Genomic DNA, 21,477 nt, shown 5'->3' on the forward strand with positions numbered 1-21,477 from the left:
CCTTGCCGGCCACGTCCTGAGGAGCACCAACCGTGACCGAACCGTTCGCCCGACCCACCGCCCTCGCCCACGTCCGGGTGACCGTGACCGACATCCACCGCAGCAAGGCGTTCTACCAGCAGCTGCTCGGCACCGAACCGGCCATCGACTTCAGCGACCAGGTCGACGAGCCCGGCGTCCGCGAGGACCGCGAGCGCTTCTACGGCGGCAGCGTCTTCCAGCTCGGCGACCAGGTGTTCGGGCTCCGGCCGGTCGCCCCGGCGGGTCAGCGGTTCGATCCGGACACCGTCGGGCTCGACCACGTCAGCTTCGTCGTCGGCTCGGTCGACGACCTGCACGCCGCTGCTGCACGACTGGATGCGGCCGGCGTCGAGCACGGCGACGTCACCGACCTCGGCGACGCAGGCATGGTCATCCTGTCGGTGCAGGACCCGGACGACATCAACCTCGAACTGGCGGCGCTGAAGGGCTGACCGGGACTACCGTCGGCGCCGACGGCAGCGGTGCCGGCGCTGACCTCCGTGGTGCCGCGTGGCGCCGCACATCCGACGTGCGTTCGAACCGTGCGATTGCGTGGTTCGAGCGCACGTCCGTTGTTCGCCGGTCAGTGCACGGGCACGGTCATCGTGGCGGTGACGAGTGCGCGGAGCGAGTCCGGCAGGGGAACGGGCCGTCGGGCACCTTCGCGGTCGATGATCACGTGCGCGAACTCGCCCGTCGCGAGCAGCGCCCCGTCGGACTGCCGGAACAGGCCGAACTCCCACGACAGACTCGTGTTCCCGAGGTGCTTCGACCGCATCCCCACCTCGATGACGTCCGGCCACACCGCTGACTCGACGAACCGGCAGCTGGACGACACCAGCACGGCGATCCACTCCGACGTGAACGGGTCGAGCCCGGCTTCCTGGCGGAACCAGTACGTGGCGGCGTTGTCCATCGCGCTGTAGTAGATCGTGTTGTTGACGTGCCCGAACATGTCGTTGTCGTTCCACCGCGTGGGGTAGGTCCGGACGAAGGGGTAGTCGGCGATGGTCATCGGTCTCCTGTCGAGGGGACGGGAACGGCCGTGGCAGCGACGGCCGTCGTGGTGGGGCGGAGCACGTACTCGAACGCAGCCCGTGCCCGGACCGGGTCGGGTGTCTCGCCGGAGATGAGGTCGGCGTACGTGAAGGACTCGGAGATCCGGACGAGGAGCCGTGCGAGCTCCTCGGCGGACAACGGCCAGGGATCGAACGAGGCAGTCACGAGCTCGGTGACGCGGCTGACGAACCGGCTCTGTACGTCGCTCTCGGTCGTGGTGAGCAGGCGGAGCGCCCGCGCGGGCTCACGGGTGAGGAAGGCCCGGAAGTAGGGCGCCTGGATCAGGTCCGCCGTGAAGCGGTCGAGCACGTCGACGATGCGCGCGGCGCCGGAGGGGGCGGCCGCGGCGGCAGCCGCGTCGAGCGTGGGGACGGCGAGCGACCAGAGGACCTCGGACAGCAACCGGTCACGGTTCCCCACCCAGCGGAACAGCGACGTGCGGTCCACGCCGAGGGTGGCGGCGAGGGTTCCCATGTCGATGCGTGAGCCGGCGATGAAGGTGTGGCGGGCCTCCCGGAAGGCGCGCAGCGCAGAGTCTGATGTGTACACGCGCCCCTCCCTTGCAACGTTTCCCAGAATGATGCACGATCAGTGTATGTCACTGACGACGGCCACCCCCGCGCTCCTCGAATCCGACTTCTACCGGTTCCAAGAGGGACTGACCGACCAGGAGCGCGAGTCGCTCGGCCGGCTGCGCACGTACCTCGAATCCGAGGTGCGCCCGATCGCCGACGGGTACTGGGCACGGGCGGAGTTCCCGATGCAGGTCATCAAGCCGCTCGCGGAGCTCGGCATGTACGGCGCCGGCGTCCCGCTCGTGCGGCAGTTCGAGAACTCGGCGGTCTACCGCGGGTGGGCGGCACTCGAACTCGGCCGCGTCGACGCCAGCGTCGCGACGTTCATCGGGGTGCAGTCCGGCCTCGCGATGAACTCCATCGCGGTGGCCGGCAGCGAGGAACAGCAACAGGAGTGGCTGCCGCGGATGGCCTCCGGCGAGCTCGTCGGGGCGTTCGGCCTGACCGAGCCCCTGTCCGGCAGCGACTCGGCACGCGGGCTCCGCACGACGGCCCGGCGAGAGGGCGACACGTGGGTGCTCGACGGGGAGAAGCGCTGGATCGGGAACGCCACGTTCGCGGACGTGGTCGTCATCTGGGCGAAGGACGTCGCGGACGACCAGGTCAAGGGCTTCCTCGTCACGACCGACACCCCGGGGTTCGTCGCGACGAAGATCGAGGACAAGATCGCCCTTCGTGGGGTGCAGAACGCCGACATCGTGATGACGGGCGTCCGGGTGCCCGAGTCGCGTCGGCTCCAGCGAAGTGCGTCGTTCCGCGACACCGCCGAAGTGCTCCGCCTCACCCGGACCGAGGTCGCATGGCAGGCGATCGGCATCGCGGTCGGCGCCTACGAAGCCGCGCTCGACTACGCCCGGAACCGGATCCAGTTCGGCAAGCCGATCGCGGCGCACCAGCTCGTGCAGGACCGCCTCGTGCAGTCGCTCGGGAACATCACGGCGTCGATCGCCCTGTGCACTCAGGCTTCGGCGATGCAGGACGCAGGGACCGGTGGCGACGAGCACTCGGCGCTGGCGAAGGCGTTCGCGACGGCGAAGATGCGCGAGACTGTGGCATGGTGCCGCGAGGTCCAGGGCGGCAACGGCATCGTGCTCGACAAGGGCGTCGCGCGGTTCTTCGCTGACTCCGAAGCGATCTACTCGTACGAGGGCACGCGTGAGGTCAACACGCTCATCGTCGGGCGGGCGATCACGGGCCAGGCAGCGTTCGTGTAGGCGACGTGGCAGCGCCGGACGGCGGACCGCCTGGCGGTAGCGCCGTGCGGCGGAGCTGGCCGGCGGCACCGCCCGGCAACGCCGGACAGTGCCGGCCGGCAGCCCTGCCCGACGCCGCCGCCTCCGCCTACCCGAGGAGCTCGGGCCGCTGCCACTCCGCCCCGCGCACGTGCTGGTCGAGGAACGCGAACACCGTCTCGTACCAGACCACCGCGTGCTGCGGCTTGAGCACCCAGTGGTTCTCGTCCGGGAAGTACAGGAACCGGTGCGGCATCGTGCCGTCCGCGGCCGCGTGGTGCTCGGCGAGCTCGGACCACAGCCGGAGGCCCTCGCCGATCGGCACCCGGTAGTCCTTGTCTCCGTGGATGACGAGCATCGGTGACGTGATGTCGGCCACGAACCGGTGCGGGTCGTTCGCCTCGATCCCGTCCTGGTCGAAGATCGACTGCCAGTACTGCGACATGTCCGTGGTGCCGTTGAACTGGTCGAGTGCCCACAGGCTGGCGTGCGTGACGACCGCGCGGAAGCGGTCGGTGTGCCCGGCGACCCAGTTCGCCATGTAGCCGCCGAACGATCCGCCGAGTGCCGCGGTGCGGGTCTCGTCGATGTCGTCACGCGCGACGACCGCGTCGGTGATCGTCATGAGGTCGGTGTACGGCGCCTGCCCCCAGGCGTTCCACCCGCGGTTGATGAAGTCGAGCCCGTACCCCGTCGACAGTGCCGGGTCCGGCAGCAGTACGGCGTAGCCACGGGCCGCGGCGAGCTGCGGGTTCCACCGCCACGACCACTGGTTCCAGGAGTTCAGCGGTCCGCCGTGGATCCAGAGCAGCAGCGGGTACGGCCCGTCGCCGGCGTCGGCGGGCGGCAGGACGAGCCAGCCGCGCACCCGGGAGCCGTCGGCGGCCGTCGTCTCGACCTCTTCCATCCGGCCGGGGACGTCCGGGAGCGCAGCGGGCGTCGCGAGCGGGGTGACCGTGCCGTCGGTGGTGATCTGCACGGGGTGCAGCGGCGCCTGCCAGGAGGCACGGAGCGCCACGATCGCACCGCTCGCCGCCGCCACGCGCAGGCTCGAGTACGCCCAGTCGTCGTGGGTCAGCTGCACGACGGGGCCCCCGTCGACCGGGATGCTGAAGACCGGCGCTCGGCCGTCCTGGTCGGCGGTCGCCAGGATCGACCCGTCGCCGTGGGCGAAGACGAGCTCGGTCGGCCATCGGTCCCACTCGGTGGCGATGCGTCGGGCCCCGGACACGGTGGTGCCGTCGAGGTCGGCGACCCAGACCTCCTGCTGCGTGGCGCCCTGCGGGGTGAAGCGGGGCGTCCGCACCCATGCGAGCGTGCGTCCGTCGTGGCTGAGCGTGGGGAGCTCGTGGTCCACCGCGTCGTCGTCGAACAGCACGGTGCGTGCTCCCGAGGCGACGTCGAACGCGACGAGCGTCGAGCGCGATCCCCGGGCCTCCTGGACGGCGACGGCCGCGACGACCACCGAGCCGTCCGGGGTGACCACGCCGCCGACGTGTTCGAGGGAGCGCGCCGGTGCCGGGTTCAGGTCGGTGAGTGGCGGCAGGTGTGCGGGGTAGGCGGGCGCGTCGTCGTCGCCGGATGGAGGCGTCGTCGGCGCTTCCCGCAGCGCACCGAGGTCGAGCGTCAGCACGTGCGTCTCGTCGGGGCCGAGGTCGTGGTCCCAGTACCGCACCGGGTACGTCTCGTGCAGGATCGCCTGCACCTTCCGGTCCTTCCGGCGCCCGCGGAGTTCCGCGTCCGCGGCGACCACACCCGTGCGGTCCGTGCCCGCCCCGGGCAGCAGCGCGGCCGTGACGGCGACGGTGTCCGCGGCGGACGCGGTGTCGAGCACCCCACCGACACCGCCCGCGAGCCTGGTGACCGGTCGTGCCTCGCCACCGGCGGCCGGCAGGAGCCAGAGCTGTGCTGCGTCGGAGTCCTCGTCGCCCTCGCCGTCCGGACGACCGGAGACGAAGAGGAGGTCACCGGTGCGGGTGAACGAGACGCCGGCCTCGCCCTTCGTCGAGCGGGTCAGTCGCACCGGGTCCGTGGTGCGCTCCGACGACGGGCCGGGCACCGCCCAGACCGACCGGCGGTACCCGGTGCCTTCGGCGTCGAGCACGCTCACGGTGAGCGCGACCCGGGAGCCGTCCGGGCTCACGGCGAGCCCGTCCACGCGGGGGAGGGCGGTGTACTGGTCGAGGTCCGAGAACGGCGTCGTCATGCCCCCACGCTATCGGCGGGACCCGAGCGGGTGACCGGTCACGCCGGATCTGTGGAGAACCCGCACGGGGTGACGATCACGCCCAGAACGCCGCGATCCCCTCGGCGACGGCACCGCCCTGCGCCCGACCGGCGTCGGCGGACGGGGCCTGGGTGGCGAGGGACAACGAGTTCGCGCCGAACGCCTGCTGCGCCGTGCTGTCGGCCACGACGACCTCGACCGAGCTGCCGCCGGCCCGGAGCCCCTCGACCGCCACATCGAGCCAGGGTCCGAGCGGGGACGGACCCTCGGGGCCGCAGGCGATGACGAGCACGCGTTCGTACCCGGCGGCCACGTCCGCGTTCGTCGCCGAGCGGAGGCCGCCGTCGTAGTGCGGACGGCCCTCGATGCCGACCGGTGACCAGACGAGCGGCACCGAGCAGCTCGCGGCGACGGCACGGGGGAGCGGTACGTCGTCGGCGGCGGTGAGCACCCGGAACGTGCCGTCGGTCGCGTCGATGGTCGTCAGGGCGAGCGGCTTCGCGGGCCACTCGGTCGACGTGAGCGTCTCGGTGAACGTCGCGACGCGCTCGTCGTCGGTCTGCCCCGCCGTGGTCTGCTGCGCGAGGAGCCCCAGTCGTGCGCGGGCGTCCTGGTCCGAGGTCGCGCCCTCGAGGACGGCGCCGACCCGCTGCTGGAAGTCCTCGCCGGCGATGGCGACGGGTTCCTCGTAGGTGGTGGGGACGGCGGCGTGCTGCTGGTCGTACGCCTGCTGCACGCCCCCGGACCGGACGAAGGTGCCGACGACGCTGCCGGCGCTGGTGCCCACCACGAGGTCGGCCGCGTCGAGGTCCACCCCGGCGTCCTGCAGCGCGGACAGCACCCCGAGTTCCCAGGCGATGCCGGCGACGCCGCCACCCCCGAGGACGAGTGCTCTGGTTCCGGGCGCGGGTGTGGAGACGTCGGTCATTGGTCATGCTTACCAGGCGGCGGTGCCGCCGTGGCGGCGACCGCCTGACGGACTGGAGGCGCGGGGCGGGGTCGCCCCGTGCCTCCAGTCCGACGGTGGGCCGGCTGGGTCAGACGCCCGCGGTGGACCGGATCCAGCTGGCGGACTGGGCGAGGACGGCGTAGTTCGAGCCGGCGTGCGTGTTCGCACCGGGGTCGGCCACGTCGCCCGTCGAGCAGACGCCGACGACCTTGCCGTTGACGACGAGGGCGCCGCCGGAGTCGCCGTGGTTCGAGGCGCCCGACACGCCGGTGACGTGCTGGGCGGTCCCGCCGTAGGCGTCCGTCGAGCGGCCGGTGAGGTTGACGCTGGCCTGGTAGAGCCCGGTCGTGGGGACGCTGTTCGCGCGGTTGCCGTACCCGAGGATCGTGCCGGTGCCGGAGGACTTCGCGCTGAACCCGAGGTCGAGCTGCGCGTAGGACGACAGTGTCTTCGGCGTGCGGAGGTGGACGAGCGCGATGTCGCCCGACGGCGCGGAGTAGAGCCGGTCGGCGGGGGTGGCGGTGCCGCGGTTGCTGGTGCTGTTCGAGTGGTAGACGTTCATCGCGGTGGTGCCGTCGACGCAGTGCTGGGCGGTGAGCACCCACGACGCGTTGAGCTGTTCGCCGGTGCACCCGAAGGAGTCGGTGCCGCCCTGCTGGAAGACGAGCTGCACCTCCCACGGGGTGCTCGGTGCCGGTTCGCCGCCGATGACCTGCGGCGAGGCCGTGGCGGCGTTCGCCGAGGTGGCGCCGAGGGCACCGCCGAGCAGGGTGAGGGCTGCCGTCGCGGTGAACGCGAGGGCCTTGAGGTTCGTTCGCTGCTTCATGGACAGATCGTGCGCGCCCCCTGTTCGGGGGTCAAGTCGGCGTTGCGGAGGACAACATCCGTCACCCGTCGAGCGCCTGTGGACAACTCCGTGTGCGTCGGTGGCAGGCCCTACCGTCGAGGCATGGGGCAGGAACGAGAGCGACGCCGGACACGGTCCGGGCGGATCGGTGCGGTGGTGTGGCCGATCCTCGTCGCGGCTGCGCCGACGGCGGCGTTCCAGTTGCCGAACCTCGTCGCCACCCCCGCGGTGCGGCTGTGGCTCGTGGTCTTCGGACTGGTCGTGCTCGTCGCGGCGGTGGTCGTCCAGGTGGTGCGGGCGCGCCGTGCCGAGTCGTCGCGGGCGGCGGCGGAGGACGACTACGCGGCCGTCGAACTCGAGCAGGGGACGGCGGTCCGGTACGCGTTCGGACAGCTCGCCAGCCGGCTCGTGCGATTCACCGAGCTCCGGCGGCGGGACCGGCGGAGCGAACTGCCGGCGTTCGCGGACCGGGTCGCGGTGGCCCTCGCGTTCTACCTGCTCCCCAAGGTCCCGGACGTCCGCGCCAACGTCTACCAGCTCTCCGCCGACCTGCGCGCGCTCGAGCCGATCGGACACGGCGGCGCGGGCGACACCGCCGGGGTGTTCCGCGCCGGGACGCCCTACGGGGACCGCAACCTCGACTGGGTGCTCGTCGGTGGTGCGCCCAGGGTGGTCGGGGACCGGACGGCGGACGTCGACGTCGACGAGGACCTGCCGGGCTTCGAGCCCCGCTACCGGTCGTACGTCTCCGTCGTCATCCGGTCGCACGAGTACTCGTTCGGCATGCTGACCGTCGACTCGCCGGCGACCGACGCCTTCACCGACCTCGACGCGAAGAACGTCGCCGTGGTCGCGGCGTTCATGGCGGTGGCGTTCTCCCTCACCTACTCGTCCCCGGAACGGGACCGCAACCCTCGGAAGGGCCCGTGATGCTCACGCGATTTGTCGGACGCTCGACGTACGATCCACCCATGACCATCGTGACCCCCGAACCGAGGCCCTTCGGACGTTCACGGGTGTACACCCCGAACTGGACCGACGACACCACCGACGCCGACTACGAAGACCTCGAGGTCATCGCGGCGAACATCGAACGTGAGCGTGCGGCGGCTCGTCGCCGGATCGAGGCGCGGATCGCGGCCCGGCTCGCCCGCTGATCGGGTGGGGTGACCACCCCGCACGTCATCCGGCGGACACGTCGATGAGCACCTTGCCGACGGCGTCGCCCTCGACGGCGTCGTGTGCCGCCGCAGTGTCCTCGAGCGCGAACCGCACGAGCGGGAGCCCTGCGGCCTCGCCGACCGGCAGGACCCCGTCGTGCAACGCCGCGGTGACGTCCTCGGCCGCTGCGGCCAGTGCGTCGTCGCCGATCGTGTACAGCAGCAGGAACTGGTAGCGAGCGTTGATGCTCATGTTCGGGCGGATCGGGATCGTCGCGTCGTCGCCGCCGTTGTTCGCGTAGATCGAGACGACGCCGTGGTTCGCCAGGACGTCCGCGACCAGCCCGGCGTTCTGGGGGATCGAGACCTCGACGACGATGTGGACGCCGTCCGGAGCGATCTCGCGGATCCGTGCCGCGGCGTCCTCCGACCGGTAGTTCACGGTGTGGTGCGCGCCGGCAGCGGTGGCGAGGGCCGCCTTCGCGTCCGAGCTGATGGTGGTGATCACGGTCGCCCCGGCCCAGCGGGCGAGCTGGATCGCGGCGTGCCCGACCGCTCCGGCACCTCCGGCGACCAGCACTGTCCGGCCGGAGAGTGCGCCCGGTGTGAGGCGGTCCGGTCCGTCCTCGTGCGTCGTGAGTGCTCGGTGTGCGGTCATCGCCGGGACCCCGAGCGAGGCACCGACGTCGAAGCTCGTCGTGTCGGGCAGGGGGACGGCGCGGGCGGCCGGCACGACGGTGTACTCCTGCGCGGTGCCGGTCGGGCGGCTCGCGGCGGCCATGTAGAGCCAGACGCGGTCACCGACGGCCAGTCCCGTGACGCCCTCGCCGAGCGCGTCGACGACTCCGGCGCCGTCCTGGTTCGGCGTGATCTCGGGGAAGGGCAGGGCGTCGCCGTACGTGCCGCCGGCGCGGGCCTTCCAGTCGGTCGGGTTCACGCCGGAGACGACCACGCGGACGCGGACCTCGCCGGGGCCGGGCTCGGGACGGTCACGCTCGACGAGCTCGAGGACGGTGCTGGCTCCGGGCGTGGTGTAGACGACTGAACGCATGTCCCCAGGCAACCACGACGAGCACGTGGGGATTCCGGGCACGTTCAGGAGCGCGGGCGCGTGCGGGGTCGTGCGTGGTCGTGCGTGGCGTTCCCGTGCCGGATCGTGAGCAGCAATAGTCGGGTGCGCGTGGCCGACCCGACGGTTTCTGCTCACGAAGTGGCCCCGAGTGCGCCCGTGCTCGACGCGGTGCGCGTCGTACGCCCGGCGCCCGAACTCCGGGCGCGTCCCGCAGGCCCGACGATCGTGAGCAGCAATCGTCGGGTGCGCGTGGCCGACTCGACGGTTTCTGCTCACGAAGTGGCCCCGAGTGCGCCCGTGCACGAAGCGACCGCGCACGGGGCCGCGCGCGCGGCATCCCCACGCCGTCAGCGCGTTCGCGCGTCGTACTCCTCGCGGGAGACCGCGACGTCGTCCATGTGCGAGGTCGCCCAGTCCTCGAGCGGCTCGAGCACCTTCCGCAGCGAGCGGCCGCGGTCGGTCAGCTCGTACTCGACGTGCGGCGGGATCTCCGGGAACACCGTGCGGGTGACGAGACCGTCCCGCTCGAGGGCCCGTAGCGTCTGCGTGAGCATCTTCTGCGACACGCCCTGCACCCGCCCGGCGATCGCGGAGTAGCGTGCCGGACCGTCGGCGAGCGTGCCGATCGTCAGGACGCTCCAGCGGTCGCCGATCCGGTCGAGCAGCTGGCGCGACGGGCAGTCGGCGGCGTAGGGCGTGTACTCGAGTGCGGACATGACTACAGCCTCCGTTACGCACCGTGAGGTGCCTACTTACTCAAAGAGAGTAACGCTTGTACGGTGAGTGTCAACGTTCCACGAAAGGAAGCTCCATGACGAACATCGTCGTCTTCGGTGGCACCGGCTACGCCGGCTCCGCCATCACCCGCGAGGCCCTGTCCCGCGGCATCGCCGTCACCGCCGTCGCGCGCGACACCTCGAAGCTCGAGCCGGCCGAGGGCCTCACCCTCGCGCAGGGCGACGCGTTCGACGCCGACTTCGTCGCCGAGGTCACGAAGGGCGCCGACGTCATCGTCGTCGCCCTGCACGCGGTGCAGGCGGACGGCAGCGAGCTCAAGGACAAGTTCCAGCACTTCGTCGACGCCGCGGCCTCGGCCGGTGCACGCCTCGGCATCGTCGGCGGTGCCGGTTCGCTGCTCGTCGCCGAGGGCGGCCCGCGCCTGTTCGACTCGGCCGAGTTCCCCGACGCGTTCAAGGGCGAGGCGAAGAGCCACGCGCAGATCCTCGACGCCCTCCGCGCGAGCGACACCGAGGTCGACTGGTTCTACGTGAGCCCGGCCGCGGCCTTCGGTGGGTACAACCCCGGCGAGCGTCGCGGCACCTACCGCACGACCGACGAGGTCCTGCTCACCGACGCCGACGGCAACTCGGACATCTCCGGCGAGGACTACGCCCTGGCCTTCGTCGACGAGATCGCGTCCCCGGCGCACCACCGCGCCCGCTTCGGCGTCGCGTACTGACCCGGCGCGGTTCGCTCTCGCACAACCGAAACCGCCTGGAACCACGGAATTTCGTGGTTCCAGGCGGTTTTCGTGGTCCGGGTCCAGCGGGCACCGCGGAGGCGCGGGCCGCGGGAGGCACAGGACGGACGGGAGGCGCGTGCCGCAGTATCCGCAGGGCGGACGGGAGGCGCGGGGCGGGCCCGCCCCGCGCCTCCAGGCCGTCAGCGGTGACCGACGATCGACGGGACCGGCATGTGGTGCCGCATCCGGACCGCCAGGTGGAGCCCGCCACGGCGGGCGAGCACCAGCCCGACGACGGCGGCGGCAGCGGCCGGCACGCCGCCGGCGACCACCATGCCGACGTGGGCGCCGAAGTGGTCCACGACCTGGCCCATGAGCGGGCCGCCGATCGCCTGACCGCCGAGCAGCACGAGCACGTAGAGCGACATCACGCGGCCGCGGATCGCGACGTTCGAGGACAGCTGCACGAGCGAGTTCGACGCGGTCTGGAACAGCAGCTGCGACATCCCGACGGCGACGAGCGCGACGGTGAACGGTGCGATCGCCGGGATCGACCCCGAGACCACGAGCAGGAGTCCGGTCCAGAACACCCCGCCGACGATGGTGCGGAGCCGGACGGTCGCACGCCGGGTGGACAGGAGTGCCCCGACGAGGGCGCCGATCGCGACCGCGGAGTTGAACACGCCGTACCCGCCCGCGCCGACGTCGTACACCTGCGACGCGAATGCCGAGAGCAGCACCGGCATCGTCAACGCGAAGACCGAGAAGAACGCCACGAGGATCACCGGCACGATGATGGTCGGCTTGCGGACGGCGTACCGGAGGCCCTCGACGAGTTGGCCCTTGCTCCGTGGTGCCGGCGGCGTCCGGTGCAGCTCCGAGACCTTCAGGAAGCCGAGCGTCACGACGACCGCCACGCAGGCGATCGCGTTCACACCGAACGACCAACCGGCTCCGACGGCGACGAGCAGCGCGCCGGAGAGCGCCGGGCCGATCATGCCGCCGAGCTGGAACACCGACGAGTTCACGCTGATCGCGTTCCGCAGGTGCTCGTGTCCGACGATCTCGGTGACGAAGACCTGCCGTGCGGGGTTGTCGATCACGGTCACCATGCCGACGACGAAGGCGATCGCCCAGATGTGCCACGCCTGGACCACCCCGGTCAGGGTGAGCACGGCGAGCAGCGCGGACAGCACCGCGAAGGAGCCCTGGGTGATCATCATCAGCGCGCGCTTCGAGAAGCGGTCGACGAGCACCCCGCCGAAGAGCCCGAACAGGAGCATCGGCGCGAACTGGCACGCCACCGTGATGCCGACCTGTGCGACGGACCCGGTGAGCTGCAGGACGAGCCAGTCCTGTGCGATCCGCTGCATCCAGCCCGCGGTCATCGCGACGAGGTTGGTGGCGGTGAAGAGCCGGAAGTTCGGGACCGACAGGGCGATGAGGGTGTGTCGCCAGGGAGGTCGGGTGGCCTGGATCGGGAGCGGTTCGGTGGGCGGGGGGAGGGTCGTCGATGACGCGCTCACGGTGGGGGATCTCCGGACGTCGGCTGCGGAAGTGGTACCCCATCGAAACTACGTGGCCCCGGGTCATTCGACACCCCTATGGTGGCTATCAGTCCATTGCGATGTCGAATGAACGGGGTGCGCCGTGCTCGATCCGGTCCTGCTGCAGACCTTCCTGGCGGTCGCCGAGACGGGCAGCTTCACCCAGGCAGGGGCCCGGCTCGGGATCAGCCAGCCGACGGTCTCCCAGCACGTGCGGCGGCTCGAGACCGCCGTGTCGCGGACCCTCGTCGCCCGGGACACCCGGGGCGTGGCGCTCACCGACAACGGGGACGCGATGGCCGGGTTCGCGCGGACGATCCTCGCGGCGCACGCAACCGCCGACGCCTACTTCTCGGGTGCTGCGACCCGTGGGCGCCTCCGGTTCGGGGCCGCGGACGACCTCGCGATCACGCAGCTGCCGCGGATCCTGCGGGACTTCCGACGGCTGCACCCGCAGGTGAACCTCGAGCTCACCGTGAACCAGTCCTCGCCACTGCTCCGCCGGGTGCACGCCGGGCAGCTCGACCTCGTCTTCATCAAGCAGACGGCGGGGGAGTCCGCCGAGGGGACACGCGTCGCGACCGACCAGATGGTGTGGATGGCGCAGGACGGCATCGCCCTCGAACCCGGCGAACCGGTGCCCCTGATCGCGTACCAGGCGCCGAGCATCAGCCGACAGATGGCGATCGACGCGCTCGAGGCCGCGGGGCGCACGTGGCGGATCACCTGCAACACCCGCGACGTGAACGGGGTGCTCGCGGCCGTCCGGGCGGGTATCGGGGTCGCGGTGTTCCCGCACTCGCTCATCCCGGCGGACCTCGTGAAGGTGTCGCAGCGGCTCGGGCTGCCGGACCTGCCCGCGGTCGACTACGTCCTCATCGCGAACCCGACCGTGCAGCGGGAACCGATCGACGCCCTGACGAACGCGATCCTGTCCCGCGGCGTCGTCCGCGCCGTGTGAGCGCGGCGCGCGGAGGCGCGCGGGCGCGCGGGGGCACGGTGCGAGCACGGGCGGCCCGTTCGACGATCTCGTGAGCAGGAATCGTCGGGTCGGTGGGGCGGACCCGACCATTTCTGCTCACGAAGCGAACGGGTGCGCGAACGGGCGAACGGGTGCGCGAACGGGCGGCCGGACGCGCGCGGCAGGGCGGGCGCGCCCTATCTACGGGGCGAGGGTCGGTGCCGTCCCCGTGCCGGTCAGGTCGGGGAGCGTCACCCCGGCCGCGGGCAGCACCGCCGACGCCACGGCCCAGAGCAGCACGAGCGTCCCGACGCCGCCGAGCACGGCCCCGAGGAGCGCGATCGGCCGCTGCCACGTCGCCGCGCGGTTGCGCAGCGTCACGATCGACACCAAGACCGCGACCGCCCCGAGCGCCAGCCCGACACCGTGCACGGTCGCCGGCTGCAGGAACCACCAGGCGGCCAGCCCGAGCGTGGCCAGTCCGGCGACGGCGCCGAGGAGCGCACCCGGCGTGGCGCCGACGAGCGGCCCCCGCGGTCGCGTGGCGTCGGTCTGGAGGCCCGGCTCGGCCACCTCGGACACGCTCGCCTCGGTGGTCGGTGCGTCCGGCGCCGGGGACGCGACGTGGTCGTCGGCGGGGCCGGTGACCGTGGCGGGAGTGGTCGGCGCGGCGGCGGGCGCTGCGATCACGGCGTCGAAGGACGGGGCCGGAGCGGGCGCGGCCAGCGGAGCCTGCTGCCGGGCGAACCGGGCGGGGGTGCGGTAGCCGATGGGTCCGGTGGGCTCGGGGACGCTGCCGGCGACGACGACGTGCTCGAGACCCGGCACCGAGAACCGCGGCTGGCCGACCACGGGGACCGCGGGGACGGCCGCGGCAGGGGGTGCGGCGTCGATCGGCGACACCGGGGTGGGGGCAGTGGCTGCGGTGTCGAACGGCACGGTGTGCACCGCGGGCGAGGTCGGTGCCGGCGGGAGGAGTTCCTCCTGCGGTGGGTAGTCGGGCACGACGATGTCGTCCTCGGACAGGGCGGGGGCCGACGGCACCGTGGGGAGCGCGTCGCCGGGCGCGGCCGTCTCGGGGACCGGGGCCGGTGCGGCGGGGGTGGGACGCGCCTCCAGGCCGTCGGCGGCCACGGACGGGGCGGAGGCCGGCGTGGCGGAGCCCTCCGGCGGTGCCGTGACCCACGCGGGGACCGCTCGACGCGGCCGGTCTTCGTCCGGCATGCGATGCGACGCCACTGCGGTGCTCCCTCCGTAGGCTGATCCATCGTCAGTTCTAACCGGAACCGGTGCGCTCGTCGCAGCCCCAGTTCCGGGGTCGCCGGTACGGTCGACGCATGACCGGAATCGAACACCGCCCGCTCGGGCCGTCAGGGCTCGTCGTCTCCACCGTCGGCATCGGCTGCAACAACTTCGGCCGGCCCGGGACGTTCACCGAGACGCAGGAGGGCACGGACGCCGTCGTCCACGCGGCCCTCGACGCCGGCGTCACGCTCTTCGACACCGCGGACGTCTACGGCGGGCGACCGGGGCTCTCCGAGGAGCTGCTCGGCAAGTCCATCGCCGGCCGCCGGGACGAGGTCGTGCTCGCGACGAAGTTCGGCATGGACATGCGGGGCGCGAACGGGCCAGACTGGGGTGTCCGCGGCTCGCGGCGGTACGTCCGGTTGGCGGTCGAGTCCTCGCTCAAGCGGCTCGGCACGGACTGGATCGACCTCTACCAGATGCACGGGCCTGACGACGTGACCAGCATCGAGGAGACGCTCTCGGTGCTCGACGACCTCGTCCGCGAGGGCAAGATCCGCTACATCGGCCACTCGAACTTCGCGGGGTGGCAGATCGCCGAGGCCGAGCTGACGGCGTCGATCGCCGGCACCACCGCGTTCGTGTCCGCGCAGAACGAGTACAGCCCGCTCGCGCGCAGCGTGGAGGACGAGGTCCTGCCCGCCGTCCGCGCCTACGCCCTCGGGTTCCTGCCGTACTTCCCGCTGTACAACGGACTGCTCACCGGCAAGTACACGAAGGACGGCGGGCCGGCGGACGGGCGTCTCACGACGGCGAAGCCGCAGGTGCTCGCCGACGCGCCGTGGGCGATCGTCGAGGAGTTCCAGCGGTTCTGCGACGCGCGCGAGGTCACGATGCTGCAGGCCACGTTCGCGTGGTTGCTGGCGCAGCCCGGGTTGTCGAGCGTGATCGCGGGCGCGACGAAGCCCGAGCAGATCGTGCAGAACGCCGAGGCCGGGACGGCGTGGACGCCCTCGGAGGACGACCTCGCCGAGATGACGGTGATCTTCGACGGCGCCTGAGCCGGCCGGCGCCCGGCCGGCGCCCGGCCGGGGTCCGGCCCGAGACTCGGCCTGGGCGACAGTTCTCGGGCTCGCGGGCGCGAGAACTGTCGCCGGCGCCGAGTCTCGGGCGCGCGGCCCCGAGACTCGGGCCGCTGCGCGCCTACTGGTCGCGGTACCGCTTCGCCTCGGCCAGCTTCCCGCGCAGCTCGTCGGCGGTGAGGCGCGGGCCGTACCCGGGGGTGTCCCGCTGGATGCGCCAGCCCTCGGCGAGCGGTCCGGCGTCGACCACGTCGAACCCGAACCGGTCGATCAGCCCGGCCACGGTGTCCTTCGCAGCCGCGTCGTCCCCGGCCACCACGAGCGCACGACGGTCGGGGGTGCCGGCGGGGGAGGCGTGACCGGTGAGGTCCGCGGCGCCGATGTGGTTGAAGGCCTTCACGACGTGGGCGCCGGTCAGGTGGTCCTGCAGGAGCTCGGCCGTGGTGGTGGTCTCGTCGTCGAGCGCCGCGATGTGCCCGTCGCGCTGTGGGTAGTAGTTGTTCGTGTCGATCACGACCTTGCCGACGAGGGGCTCGACCGGGATCGTCTCGATCGCCGCGAGCGGGGTGGTCACGACGACGATCTCGCCGGCGGCAGCAGCCTCGTCGCGGGTCGCTGCACGGGCCTGGTCGCCGAGCTCCGCGACCAGGTCGGTCAGGGTCTCCGGGCCGCGGGAGTTGGCGATCACCACCTGGTGGCCGTGCTGCACGGCGAGCCGTGCGAGCTGGGATCCGATGTTGCCTGCGCCGATGATTCCGATGGTGGTCATGCGAGCCTGCAACGCCGCCGGACCCCGCGCATTCCCGGGGCGGCGTCACGCGTGCGCCGAGGGGTGCATGATGGCGACATGGACCGGGAGTTCCGCGACGAAGCAGACCAGAGCCGTTGGGCGATGTACGTCGACGGCGAGCTCGTGAGTGTCCTGGACTACCGCGAGAACGACGACGCGATCGCGTTCCCGCACACCTACACGGTCCCGAAGCACCGTGGACACGGGTACGCCGCCGAGCTCGTCGACCACGTCGTCGCCGCGGTCGAGGCGGACTCCGTGAAGCGCATCGTCCCGATGTGCTGGTTCGTCGGCAAGTGGTTCGACGAGCACCCCGAGAAGGCAGACCTGCTCAGCCGCGGCGCTGCGGACTGAGCCGAACCGGAAGGCACCACCCATGCCCTCGATCACCCCGTTCCTCTGGTACGACGACCAGGCCGAGCAGGCCGCCGAGCACTACGTCGCGCTGTTCCCGGACAGCCGGATCGACAGCGTGGCGAAGACCCCGGACGGCCGGACCCTCGTGGTCGAGTTCACCCTGCTCGGCCAGCCGTACCGGGCGATGAACGGCGGCCCCGGGCACGAGCACACCGATGCGGTGTCCTTCCAGGTCGACGTCGACACGCAAGAGGACCTCGACCGGATCTGGGACGCCCTGCTCGCGGACGGTGGACGACCGTCCCGGTGCGGTTGGCTGTTCGACCGCTGGGGCGTGGCGTGGCAGGTGACCCCGTCGATGATGGGCGAGCTGATGACCGGCTCCGGCGACCCCGCGGCCAACGCCCGCGTGTACGAGGCCATGATGCAGATGGTCAAGCTCGACATCCCGGCGCTGCGAGCCGCGGCGGCGGGGCACTAGCCGCATCCGTACCGACCGGTATGGTTGCGGGACCGAAGACCGCCGGCCGGCGCCGGCACCGACAGGCTGGAGTCCCCGCGATGAGCGACCCGGAGCCCGACGTCCGCAACAGCGACATCGGGCGCGCCTACACGGAACTCGCCCGCATCACCCGACGGGCCAGCATCCGCGCCCGCGGGTCGGAGTCGATCCTGAGCGTCGTGGACCAGTCCCTCGTCGACTTCGTCGTGCAGCACCCCGGCTGCATGGCCATCGACATCGCCCGGTACCTGCGGCTCAACCGCTCGACGATCTCGCGGCAGCTGTCCGGGCTGCTGGCCGCCGGGCTGATCCGGACGCTCGACGGCGGCACCGGCAACGCGAAGCCGCTCGAGGTCACGGACGACGGCCGCGCTGCCCTGGAGCGGTCGGTGCAACTGCACCGCGACGCGCTCGACGAACGCCTGTCGAGCTGGTCGGACGACGACATCGCCCTGCTCGCCGGACTCCTGGAACGGCTCGGCGCCGCGGACGAGGCGGGTCTGCCGATGCCCGGCCGCACCGCACCGTGACGACCTCGTTCGTCCTGCTCTCCGACACGCACCTGCCGAAGCGGGCGAAGGACCTGCCGGCCGGGCTGTGGGCCGACATCGACGCCGCCGACCTCGTGGTGCACGCCGGCGACTGGGTCGACCTGGCGGCGCTCGACGCCGTCGCGGAACGGTCGCGCCGCTTCGAGGGCGTCCGGGGGAACAACGACGGCCCCGAGTTCGACGACCGTCTGCCGCTCGTCGCGCGCTTCGTGGTCGAGGACCTCCGGTTCGCCCTGGTGCACGAGACGGGCGCGGCGACGGGCCGTGAGCGTCGCATGACCGCCGAGTACCCGGACGTCGACGTCCTGGTGTTCGGGCACTCGCACATCCCGTGGGACACCGAGGCCCCGTCGGGGCTCCGCCTGCTGAACCCCGGGTCGCCGACCGACCGTCGCCGCCAGCCGGACCACACGTGGATGCGTGGCCAGGTGGACGGCCGGGACCTGACCGTCGACCTGGTGCGGCTGCCCCCACAGGCGCGCTGACGCGCCCCGTCGTCGGCCGGGAGGCGCGGGTCGTGCCCGCCCCGCGCCTCCCGTCCGCCCCGCCCCGCCTCCCGGACGCGGGCCGCCTTCCGGAGCTGGGCCGAGCTTCGGGTCCGCGGACGGTTCCCGGGTCACGGCAGGCGGACGCTGTCCGTCAGGCCGAGACTCGGCCCGGCGCATCCGACAGCGGCATGCGGAAGAAGGCCGACTCCCACGCGGTGCTGCGACGGTGCGCACGCGCCATCGCGCCGCGCTCGGACGGCGTCGCCGCGGCGGCGAGCTCCTCGACCCGGGCGGTGGCCGCCGCCGAGGCCTCCGCGAACGCCTCGTCGTCGTAGGCCGCCACCCAGTCGGCGAACGGGTGGTCCACCGGCACCCGACCGAGCTGCGTGCCGACCCACGCGTACACCCGGAAGCACGGCAGGACGGCGGCGGCGAGCACCGCGGCGGACCCGGTGTCGGCCGCGGCCTGCAGGTGCGCGAGGTACCCGGCGCACGTGGGGTGCACCGGGTCGTCGGTGTGCGTGCCCGCGAGCCGCCGGTGGTGGAGGTCCCGTGCCTCGTCGGCGCAGCCCTGCGCGGACGCCGTCCAGAACGCCGCGGCGTCCCCGGACGACCAGGTGCCGAGCTGCCCGAGGTGCCGCTCGTAGGCGCGGAGGTAGTGCACGTCCTGCGCGAGGTACCCGGCGAAGACGTCGGTGTCGAGCGTGCCGTCCCGCAGACGGACCAGGAAGTCGCAGGCGATGGTCTCCTGCAGCAGGTCCTCGACGTCGGTCCACCACCGGTCGGTCCAGGACGGCGTCGGCAGGGCGGCACGCACCACGGCGCCGTGGTCGACCGGACCGTGGCCGCGCCCGACCCGCAGCGCGTCGGCGCCGCGCAAGGCCGCGGTCAGCCAGGTCTTCGCCGTGCCGATCGCGAGCTCCCAGTCGCCGTCGTGGGCCACTCGGGTGGCGATCGCGCTCGACAGCGAGCACCCGGTGCCGTGCGTGTTCGTCGTCGCGACCCGCGGTGATGAAAAGGCCCGCACGACGCCGGCCGCGGAGACGAGCACGTCGTCCGCGGTGTCGCCCTCGTCGTGCCCGCCCTTCGCGAGCACGAGGACGTCCCAGGCGCGGGCGACCACCAGTGCGGCGGCCGACGCGTCCGACGCGTCCGACGGGGCCGCGCCGGCGAGGTCGGCGAGCACCGTGAGCTCCGCGCGGTTCGGCGTGACCAGGTCGGCGAGGTCCAGCAGCGCGGACATCGCCGCCGCGGCGTCCTCGTCGAGCAGCCGGTCGCCGCTCGTCGCCACCATCACCGGGTCGACCACCACGACCGGCGGCCGGTGCTCCCGCAGCCACGACGTTACCGTCCGGACCACCTCGGCGGTGCCGAGCATGCCGATCTTCACGGCGTCGACGGTGACGTCGTCGGACACCGCGTCGAGCTGCTCCCGCAGGAACGCGACGTCCGGCACGTGCACCGACCGCACGCCGCAGGTGTTCTGCGCGACGAGCGCGGTGACGACACCCATGCCGTAGCCGTCCTGCGCCGCGATCGCCTTCAGGTCGGCCTGCAGCCCGGCACCGCCGGTCGGGTCGGTGCCGGCGATGCTCAGGACACGGGGGACCGCAGCCATCAGGCACCCCACGCGGCGACGTACGCGGCGGCGGCGGCACCCGGGTCGGCCGCGGCGCAGATGCCGGAGACCACCGCGACGCCGGCGGCACCGGCGGCCCGCAGCGGCGCGACGTCGTCGAGGGTGACCCCGCCGATCGCCACGCACGGCACGTCGGTCGCCGCCGCGAGTCGGGCGAACCCCTCGTGGCCGAGCGCCGGTGGATGGTCCGCCTTCGTGGCGGTGGGGTGCACGACGCCGACGCCGAGCAGGTCGACGGTCCCGCGGGGGAGCTGCTCGACGACGGCGAGGTGCTCCGGGCTGTTCGCGGTGAGGCCGACGTGGGCGTCCGCCCCGAGCAGCGACCGGGCGACCTCGACGGGGACGTCCGACTGCCCGAGGTGCACCCCGGCGACCCGGTGCCCGGCGTGGCGCGCGGCGAGGGCGACGTCGAGCCGGTCGTCGACCACGACGGTCGCGCGGTCCCCGACGGCGTCCGCCACCGCGGCAGTCAGCGCGAGCAGGTCCCGGGCCGAGGCGGTCTTGTCGCGGACCTGCACGATCCGCACATCGGCGTGCACCGCGGCCCGGACGACACGCAGCACCCCGGCACCGCCGACGCCGTGCCGGTCCGCCAGCGCGCCGTCGGTCACCAGGTAGACGCCGACGTCCGTCGCGGCGCTCACGCGGCGACCGCTGACGTCCGTTGCGGCGCTCACGCGGTGACCGCCGGCGTCTCGACGGTGATCCGAGCCGTGCGCACGACGTCCTCCGGGGTGAGCGACGCCAACCGGTCGAGGAACAGCGGCTGGAACGTGCCCGGCCCGCCGGCGTCCCGCGCGGCGAGCTCCGCGGCGATGGTGTGCACGGCGGTGGCGGCGACGGCGGCCGCTCCCGCGTCGTCCGGTGACACCGCGGTGAACGCCGCCACGACCGCACCCAGCGCGCAGCCGCCGCCCGTGATCCGGGTCAGCAGCTCGGTGCCGTTCGCGACGCGGACCGTCCCGGTGGTGGGCGCGACCAGCAGGTCGACGGGACCGGACACGGCGACCGCGGCCACGCGCCTCCCGGCCGTCGACCCGGCCACGGCGTCCACCGCGGCGTCGCGCGCGTCCTCGGCGCCCACCGTGCTGTCGACCCCGCGGCCACCGGTGGACACCCCGAGCACCGCGAGCACCTCGGAGGCGTTCCCGCGCAGCACCGTCGGACCGAGCGCCAGGAGCTCGCGGGCCAGCGCGGTCCGGACCGGGAGCGAGCCGACCGCCACAGGGTCGAGCACCCACGGGGTACCGGCGTCGACCGCGGCGGTCGCGGCCTCGACCGATGCCAGACGGGGTTCGGCGTGCGGGGTGCCGGTGTTCACCAGCAGGGCGTCGGCGACCCGGGCGAACGCCCCGGCCTCGGTGACGACGTCGACCATCGCGGCCGAGGCGCCGAGCGCCAGCAGTACGTTCGCGGTGACGTTCTGCACCACGGTGTTCGTGATGCAGTGCACCAACGGACCCCGGGCACGGACGGCCTCGAGGAGCGTGGCGGTCCGGTGGGCCCAGTCCGGGCCGGGGCCGGGGCTCCCGGCGGGTGGAGTGGGTACGGGCGCAGCAGTGTGCATGGACGATCCCTTCGCGAGTACGAGCTCGAGCAGGTTCGACGGGTGTGATCTCAGCCGCTGGTTGCGGCACCCCGTGTCTCGGACGACACCGTACACGAGACGCCGCGCCCGTTCCGAGGACGTCTCCGGTCACACGACGAGCGC

General features: G+C 72.8%; 24 protein-coding genes and 1 riboswitch. Of the genes, 11 read left to right on the top strand and 13 right to left on the bottom strand.

All coding sequences use genetic code 11. The features are described 5' to 3' along the window. The first annotated feature begins 32 nt into the window (after positions 1–32). Positions 33–473: a VOC family protein gene (locus tag ACRQ4B_RS09340; RefSeq protein ID WP_439691163.1), complete on the top strand. Its 441-nt coding sequence runs from the start codon at positions 33–35 to the stop codon at positions 471–473. A gap of 131 nt (positions 474–604) precedes the next feature. Here ACRQ4B_RS09340 and ACRQ4B_RS09345 read toward each other — a convergent pair whose 3' ends face one another. Both ACRQ4B_RS09345 and ACRQ4B_RS09350 read right to left on the bottom strand, forming a co-directional pair. Next, positions 605–1,036, bottom strand: a complete 432-nt coding sequence (locus tag ACRQ4B_RS09345) for an acyl-CoA thioesterase (protein WP_439691164.1) — start codon at positions 1,034–1,036, stop codon at positions 605–607. Then, positions 1,033–1,629 carry a QsdR family transcriptional regulator gene (locus ACRQ4B_RS09350; protein ID WP_439691165.1) on the bottom strand — a complete coding sequence of 199 codons (597 nt, stop codon included), beginning with the start codon at positions 1,627–1,629 and terminating at the stop codon, positions 1,033–1,035. Before ACRQ4B_RS09350 ends, ACRQ4B_RS09345 begins: the two co-directional genes overlap by 4 nt. Before the next feature lie 46 nt (positions 1,630–1,675). On the opposite strand from ACRQ4B_RS09350, the gene ACRQ4B_RS09355 reads away from it, so the two are divergent. Further along, entirely contained in the window at positions 1,676–2,869 is a 1,194-nt protein-coding gene (locus ACRQ4B_RS09355; protein WP_439691166.1) for an acyl-CoA dehydrogenase family protein, read from the top strand. A gap of 127 nt (positions 2,870–2,996) precedes the next feature. Here ACRQ4B_RS09355 and ACRQ4B_RS09360 read toward each other — a convergent pair whose 3' ends face one another. The 3 genes from ACRQ4B_RS09360 to ACRQ4B_RS09370 form a co-directional block, all read right to left on the bottom strand. After that, entirely contained in the window at positions 2,997–5,093 is a 2,097-nt protein-coding gene (locus tag ACRQ4B_RS09360) for an alpha/beta fold hydrolase (RefSeq protein WP_439691167.1), read from the bottom strand. 76 nt (positions 5,094–5,169) lie between these two features. After that, entirely contained in the window at positions 5,170–6,042 is an 873-nt protein-coding gene (locus ACRQ4B_RS09365; RefSeq protein WP_439691168.1) for a patatin-like phospholipase family protein, read from the bottom strand. Between the two features lie 109 nt (positions 6,043–6,151). Then, on the bottom strand, positions 6,152–6,889 hold the full coding sequence (locus tag ACRQ4B_RS09370; protein WP_439691169.1) for a S1 family peptidase: 738 nt from the start codon (positions 6,887–6,889) through the stop codon (positions 6,152–6,154). Positions 6,890–7,012: 123 nt separating this feature from the next. Between ACRQ4B_RS09370 and ACRQ4B_RS09375 the strand changes: the two genes are divergently transcribed. Both ACRQ4B_RS09375 and ACRQ4B_RS09380 read left to right on the top strand, forming a co-directional pair. Then, positions 7,013–7,840: a GAF domain-containing protein gene (locus ACRQ4B_RS09375; RefSeq protein WP_439691170.1), complete on the top strand. Its 828-nt coding sequence runs from the start codon at positions 7,013–7,015 to the stop codon at positions 7,838–7,840. 41 nt (positions 7,841–7,881) lie between these two features. Further along, positions 7,882–8,067: a hypothetical protein gene (locus tag ACRQ4B_RS09380; protein WP_439691171.1), complete on the top strand. Its 186-nt coding sequence runs from the start codon at positions 7,882–7,884 to the stop codon at positions 8,065–8,067. 25 nt (positions 8,068–8,092) lie between these two features. Here ACRQ4B_RS09380 and ACRQ4B_RS09385 read toward each other — a convergent pair whose 3' ends face one another. Then, positions 8,093–9,121: an NADPH:quinone reductase gene (locus tag ACRQ4B_RS09385; protein WP_439691172.1), complete on the bottom strand. Its 1,029-nt coding sequence runs from the start codon at positions 9,119–9,121 to the stop codon at positions 8,093–8,095. 368 nt (positions 9,122–9,489) lie between these two features. Next, positions 9,490–9,858, bottom strand: a complete 369-nt coding sequence (locus ACRQ4B_RS09390) for a winged helix-turn-helix transcriptional regulator (RefSeq protein ID WP_439691173.1) — start codon at positions 9,856–9,858, stop codon at positions 9,490–9,492. A gap of 95 nt (positions 9,859–9,953) precedes the next feature. On the opposite strand from ACRQ4B_RS09390, the gene ACRQ4B_RS09395 reads away from it, so the two are divergent. Continuing rightward, the gene (locus ACRQ4B_RS09395) at positions 9,954–10,601 is read left to right on the top strand and encodes an NAD(P)-dependent oxidoreductase (protein ID WP_439691174.1); all 648 of its coding nucleotides are present in this window, start codon (positions 9,954–9,956) and stop codon (positions 10,599–10,601) included. Positions 10,602–10,804: 203 nt separating this feature from the next. Here the strand turns inward: ACRQ4B_RS09395 and ACRQ4B_RS09400 are convergent, their stop codons facing one another. Then, complete coding sequence (locus ACRQ4B_RS09400; RefSeq protein WP_439691175.1) at positions 10,805–12,130, bottom strand: MFS transporter; 1,326 nt, start codon at positions 12,128–12,130, stop codon at positions 10,805–10,807. Between the two features lie 124 nt (positions 12,131–12,254). Here ACRQ4B_RS09400 and ACRQ4B_RS09405 point away from each other — a divergent pair, with 124 nt between their 5' ends. Further along, a complete protein-coding gene (locus ACRQ4B_RS09405) occupies positions 12,255–13,112 on the top strand; it encodes a LysR substrate-binding domain-containing protein (protein ID WP_439691176.1) in 858 nt (285 codons plus the stop codon). A gap of 201 nt (positions 13,113–13,313) precedes the next feature. Here ACRQ4B_RS09405 and ACRQ4B_RS09410 read toward each other — a convergent pair whose 3' ends face one another. Continuing rightward, entirely contained in the window at positions 13,314–14,336 is a 1,023-nt protein-coding gene (locus ACRQ4B_RS09410; RefSeq protein ID WP_439691177.1) for a hypothetical protein, read from the bottom strand. Positions 14,337–14,449: 113 nt separating this feature from the next. Between ACRQ4B_RS09410 and ACRQ4B_RS09415 the strand changes: the two genes are divergently transcribed. Next, entirely contained in the window at positions 14,450–15,418 is a 969-nt protein-coding gene (locus tag ACRQ4B_RS09415) for an aldo/keto reductase (protein ID WP_439691178.1), read from the top strand. Between the two features lie 142 nt (positions 15,419–15,560). Here ACRQ4B_RS09415 and ACRQ4B_RS09420 read toward each other — a convergent pair whose 3' ends face one another. Further along, on the bottom strand, positions 15,561–16,208 hold the full coding sequence (locus tag ACRQ4B_RS09420) for an NADPH-dependent F420 reductase (RefSeq protein WP_439691179.1): 648 nt from the start codon (positions 16,206–16,208) through the stop codon (positions 15,561–15,563). 78 nt (positions 16,209–16,286) lie between these two features. Between ACRQ4B_RS09420 and ACRQ4B_RS09425 the strand changes: the two genes are divergently transcribed. The 4 genes from ACRQ4B_RS09425 (at position 16,287) to ACRQ4B_RS09440 (ending at position 18,124) form a co-directional block, all read left to right on the top strand. Beyond that, complete coding sequence (locus ACRQ4B_RS09425; protein ID WP_439691180.1) at positions 16,287–16,583, top strand: GNAT family N-acetyltransferase; 297 nt, start codon at positions 16,287–16,289, stop codon at positions 16,581–16,583. 22 nt (positions 16,584–16,605) lie between these two features. Continuing rightward, entirely contained in the window at positions 16,606–17,067 is a 462-nt protein-coding gene (locus ACRQ4B_RS09430) for a VOC family protein (RefSeq protein ID WP_439691181.1), read from the top strand. An 80-nt stretch (positions 17,068–17,147) separates the two neighbouring features. Further along, complete coding sequence (locus ACRQ4B_RS09435; protein ID WP_439691182.1) at positions 17,148–17,618, top strand: MarR family winged helix-turn-helix transcriptional regulator; 471 nt, start codon at positions 17,148–17,150, stop codon at positions 17,616–17,618. Beyond that, on the top strand, positions 17,615–18,124 hold the full coding sequence (locus ACRQ4B_RS09440; protein ID WP_439691183.1) for a metallophosphoesterase family protein: 510 nt from the start codon (positions 17,615–17,617) through the stop codon (positions 18,122–18,124). The genes ACRQ4B_RS09435 and ACRQ4B_RS09440 overlap by 4 nt, the downstream gene beginning before the upstream one ends. Before the next feature lie 154 nt (positions 18,125–18,278). Here the strand turns inward: ACRQ4B_RS09440 and thiD are convergent, their stop codons facing one another. The 3 genes from thiD to thiM form a co-directional block, all read right to left on the bottom strand. After that, the gene (gene thiD, locus ACRQ4B_RS09445) at positions 18,279–19,745 is read right to left on the bottom strand and encodes a bifunctional hydroxymethylpyrimidine kinase/phosphomethylpyrimidine kinase (protein ID WP_439691184.1); all 1,467 of its coding nucleotides are present in this window, start codon (positions 19,743–19,745) and stop codon (positions 18,279–18,281) included. Further along, positions 19,745–20,443, bottom strand: a complete 699-nt coding sequence (thiE, locus tag ACRQ4B_RS09450; RefSeq protein ID WP_439691185.1) for a thiamine phosphate synthase — start codon at positions 20,441–20,443, stop codon at positions 19,745–19,747. The genes thiD and thiE overlap by 1 nt, the downstream gene beginning before the upstream one ends. Next, on the bottom strand, positions 20,440–21,333 hold the full coding sequence (gene thiM / locus ACRQ4B_RS09455) for a hydroxyethylthiazole kinase (protein ID WP_439691186.1): 894 nt from the start codon (positions 21,331–21,333) through the stop codon (positions 20,440–20,442). Before thiM ends, thiE begins: the two co-directional genes overlap by 4 nt. Further along, positions 21,322–21,417: riboswitch (TPP riboswitch) on the bottom strand. (Overlaps the previous gene by 12 nt.) Positions 21,418–21,477 lie beyond the last annotated feature (60 nt).

The organism is Curtobacterium sp. SP.BCo (genome assembly GCF_051903265.1).
Classification (GTDB): domain Bacteria; phylum Actinomycetota; class Actinomycetes; order Actinomycetales; family Microbacteriaceae; genus Curtobacterium.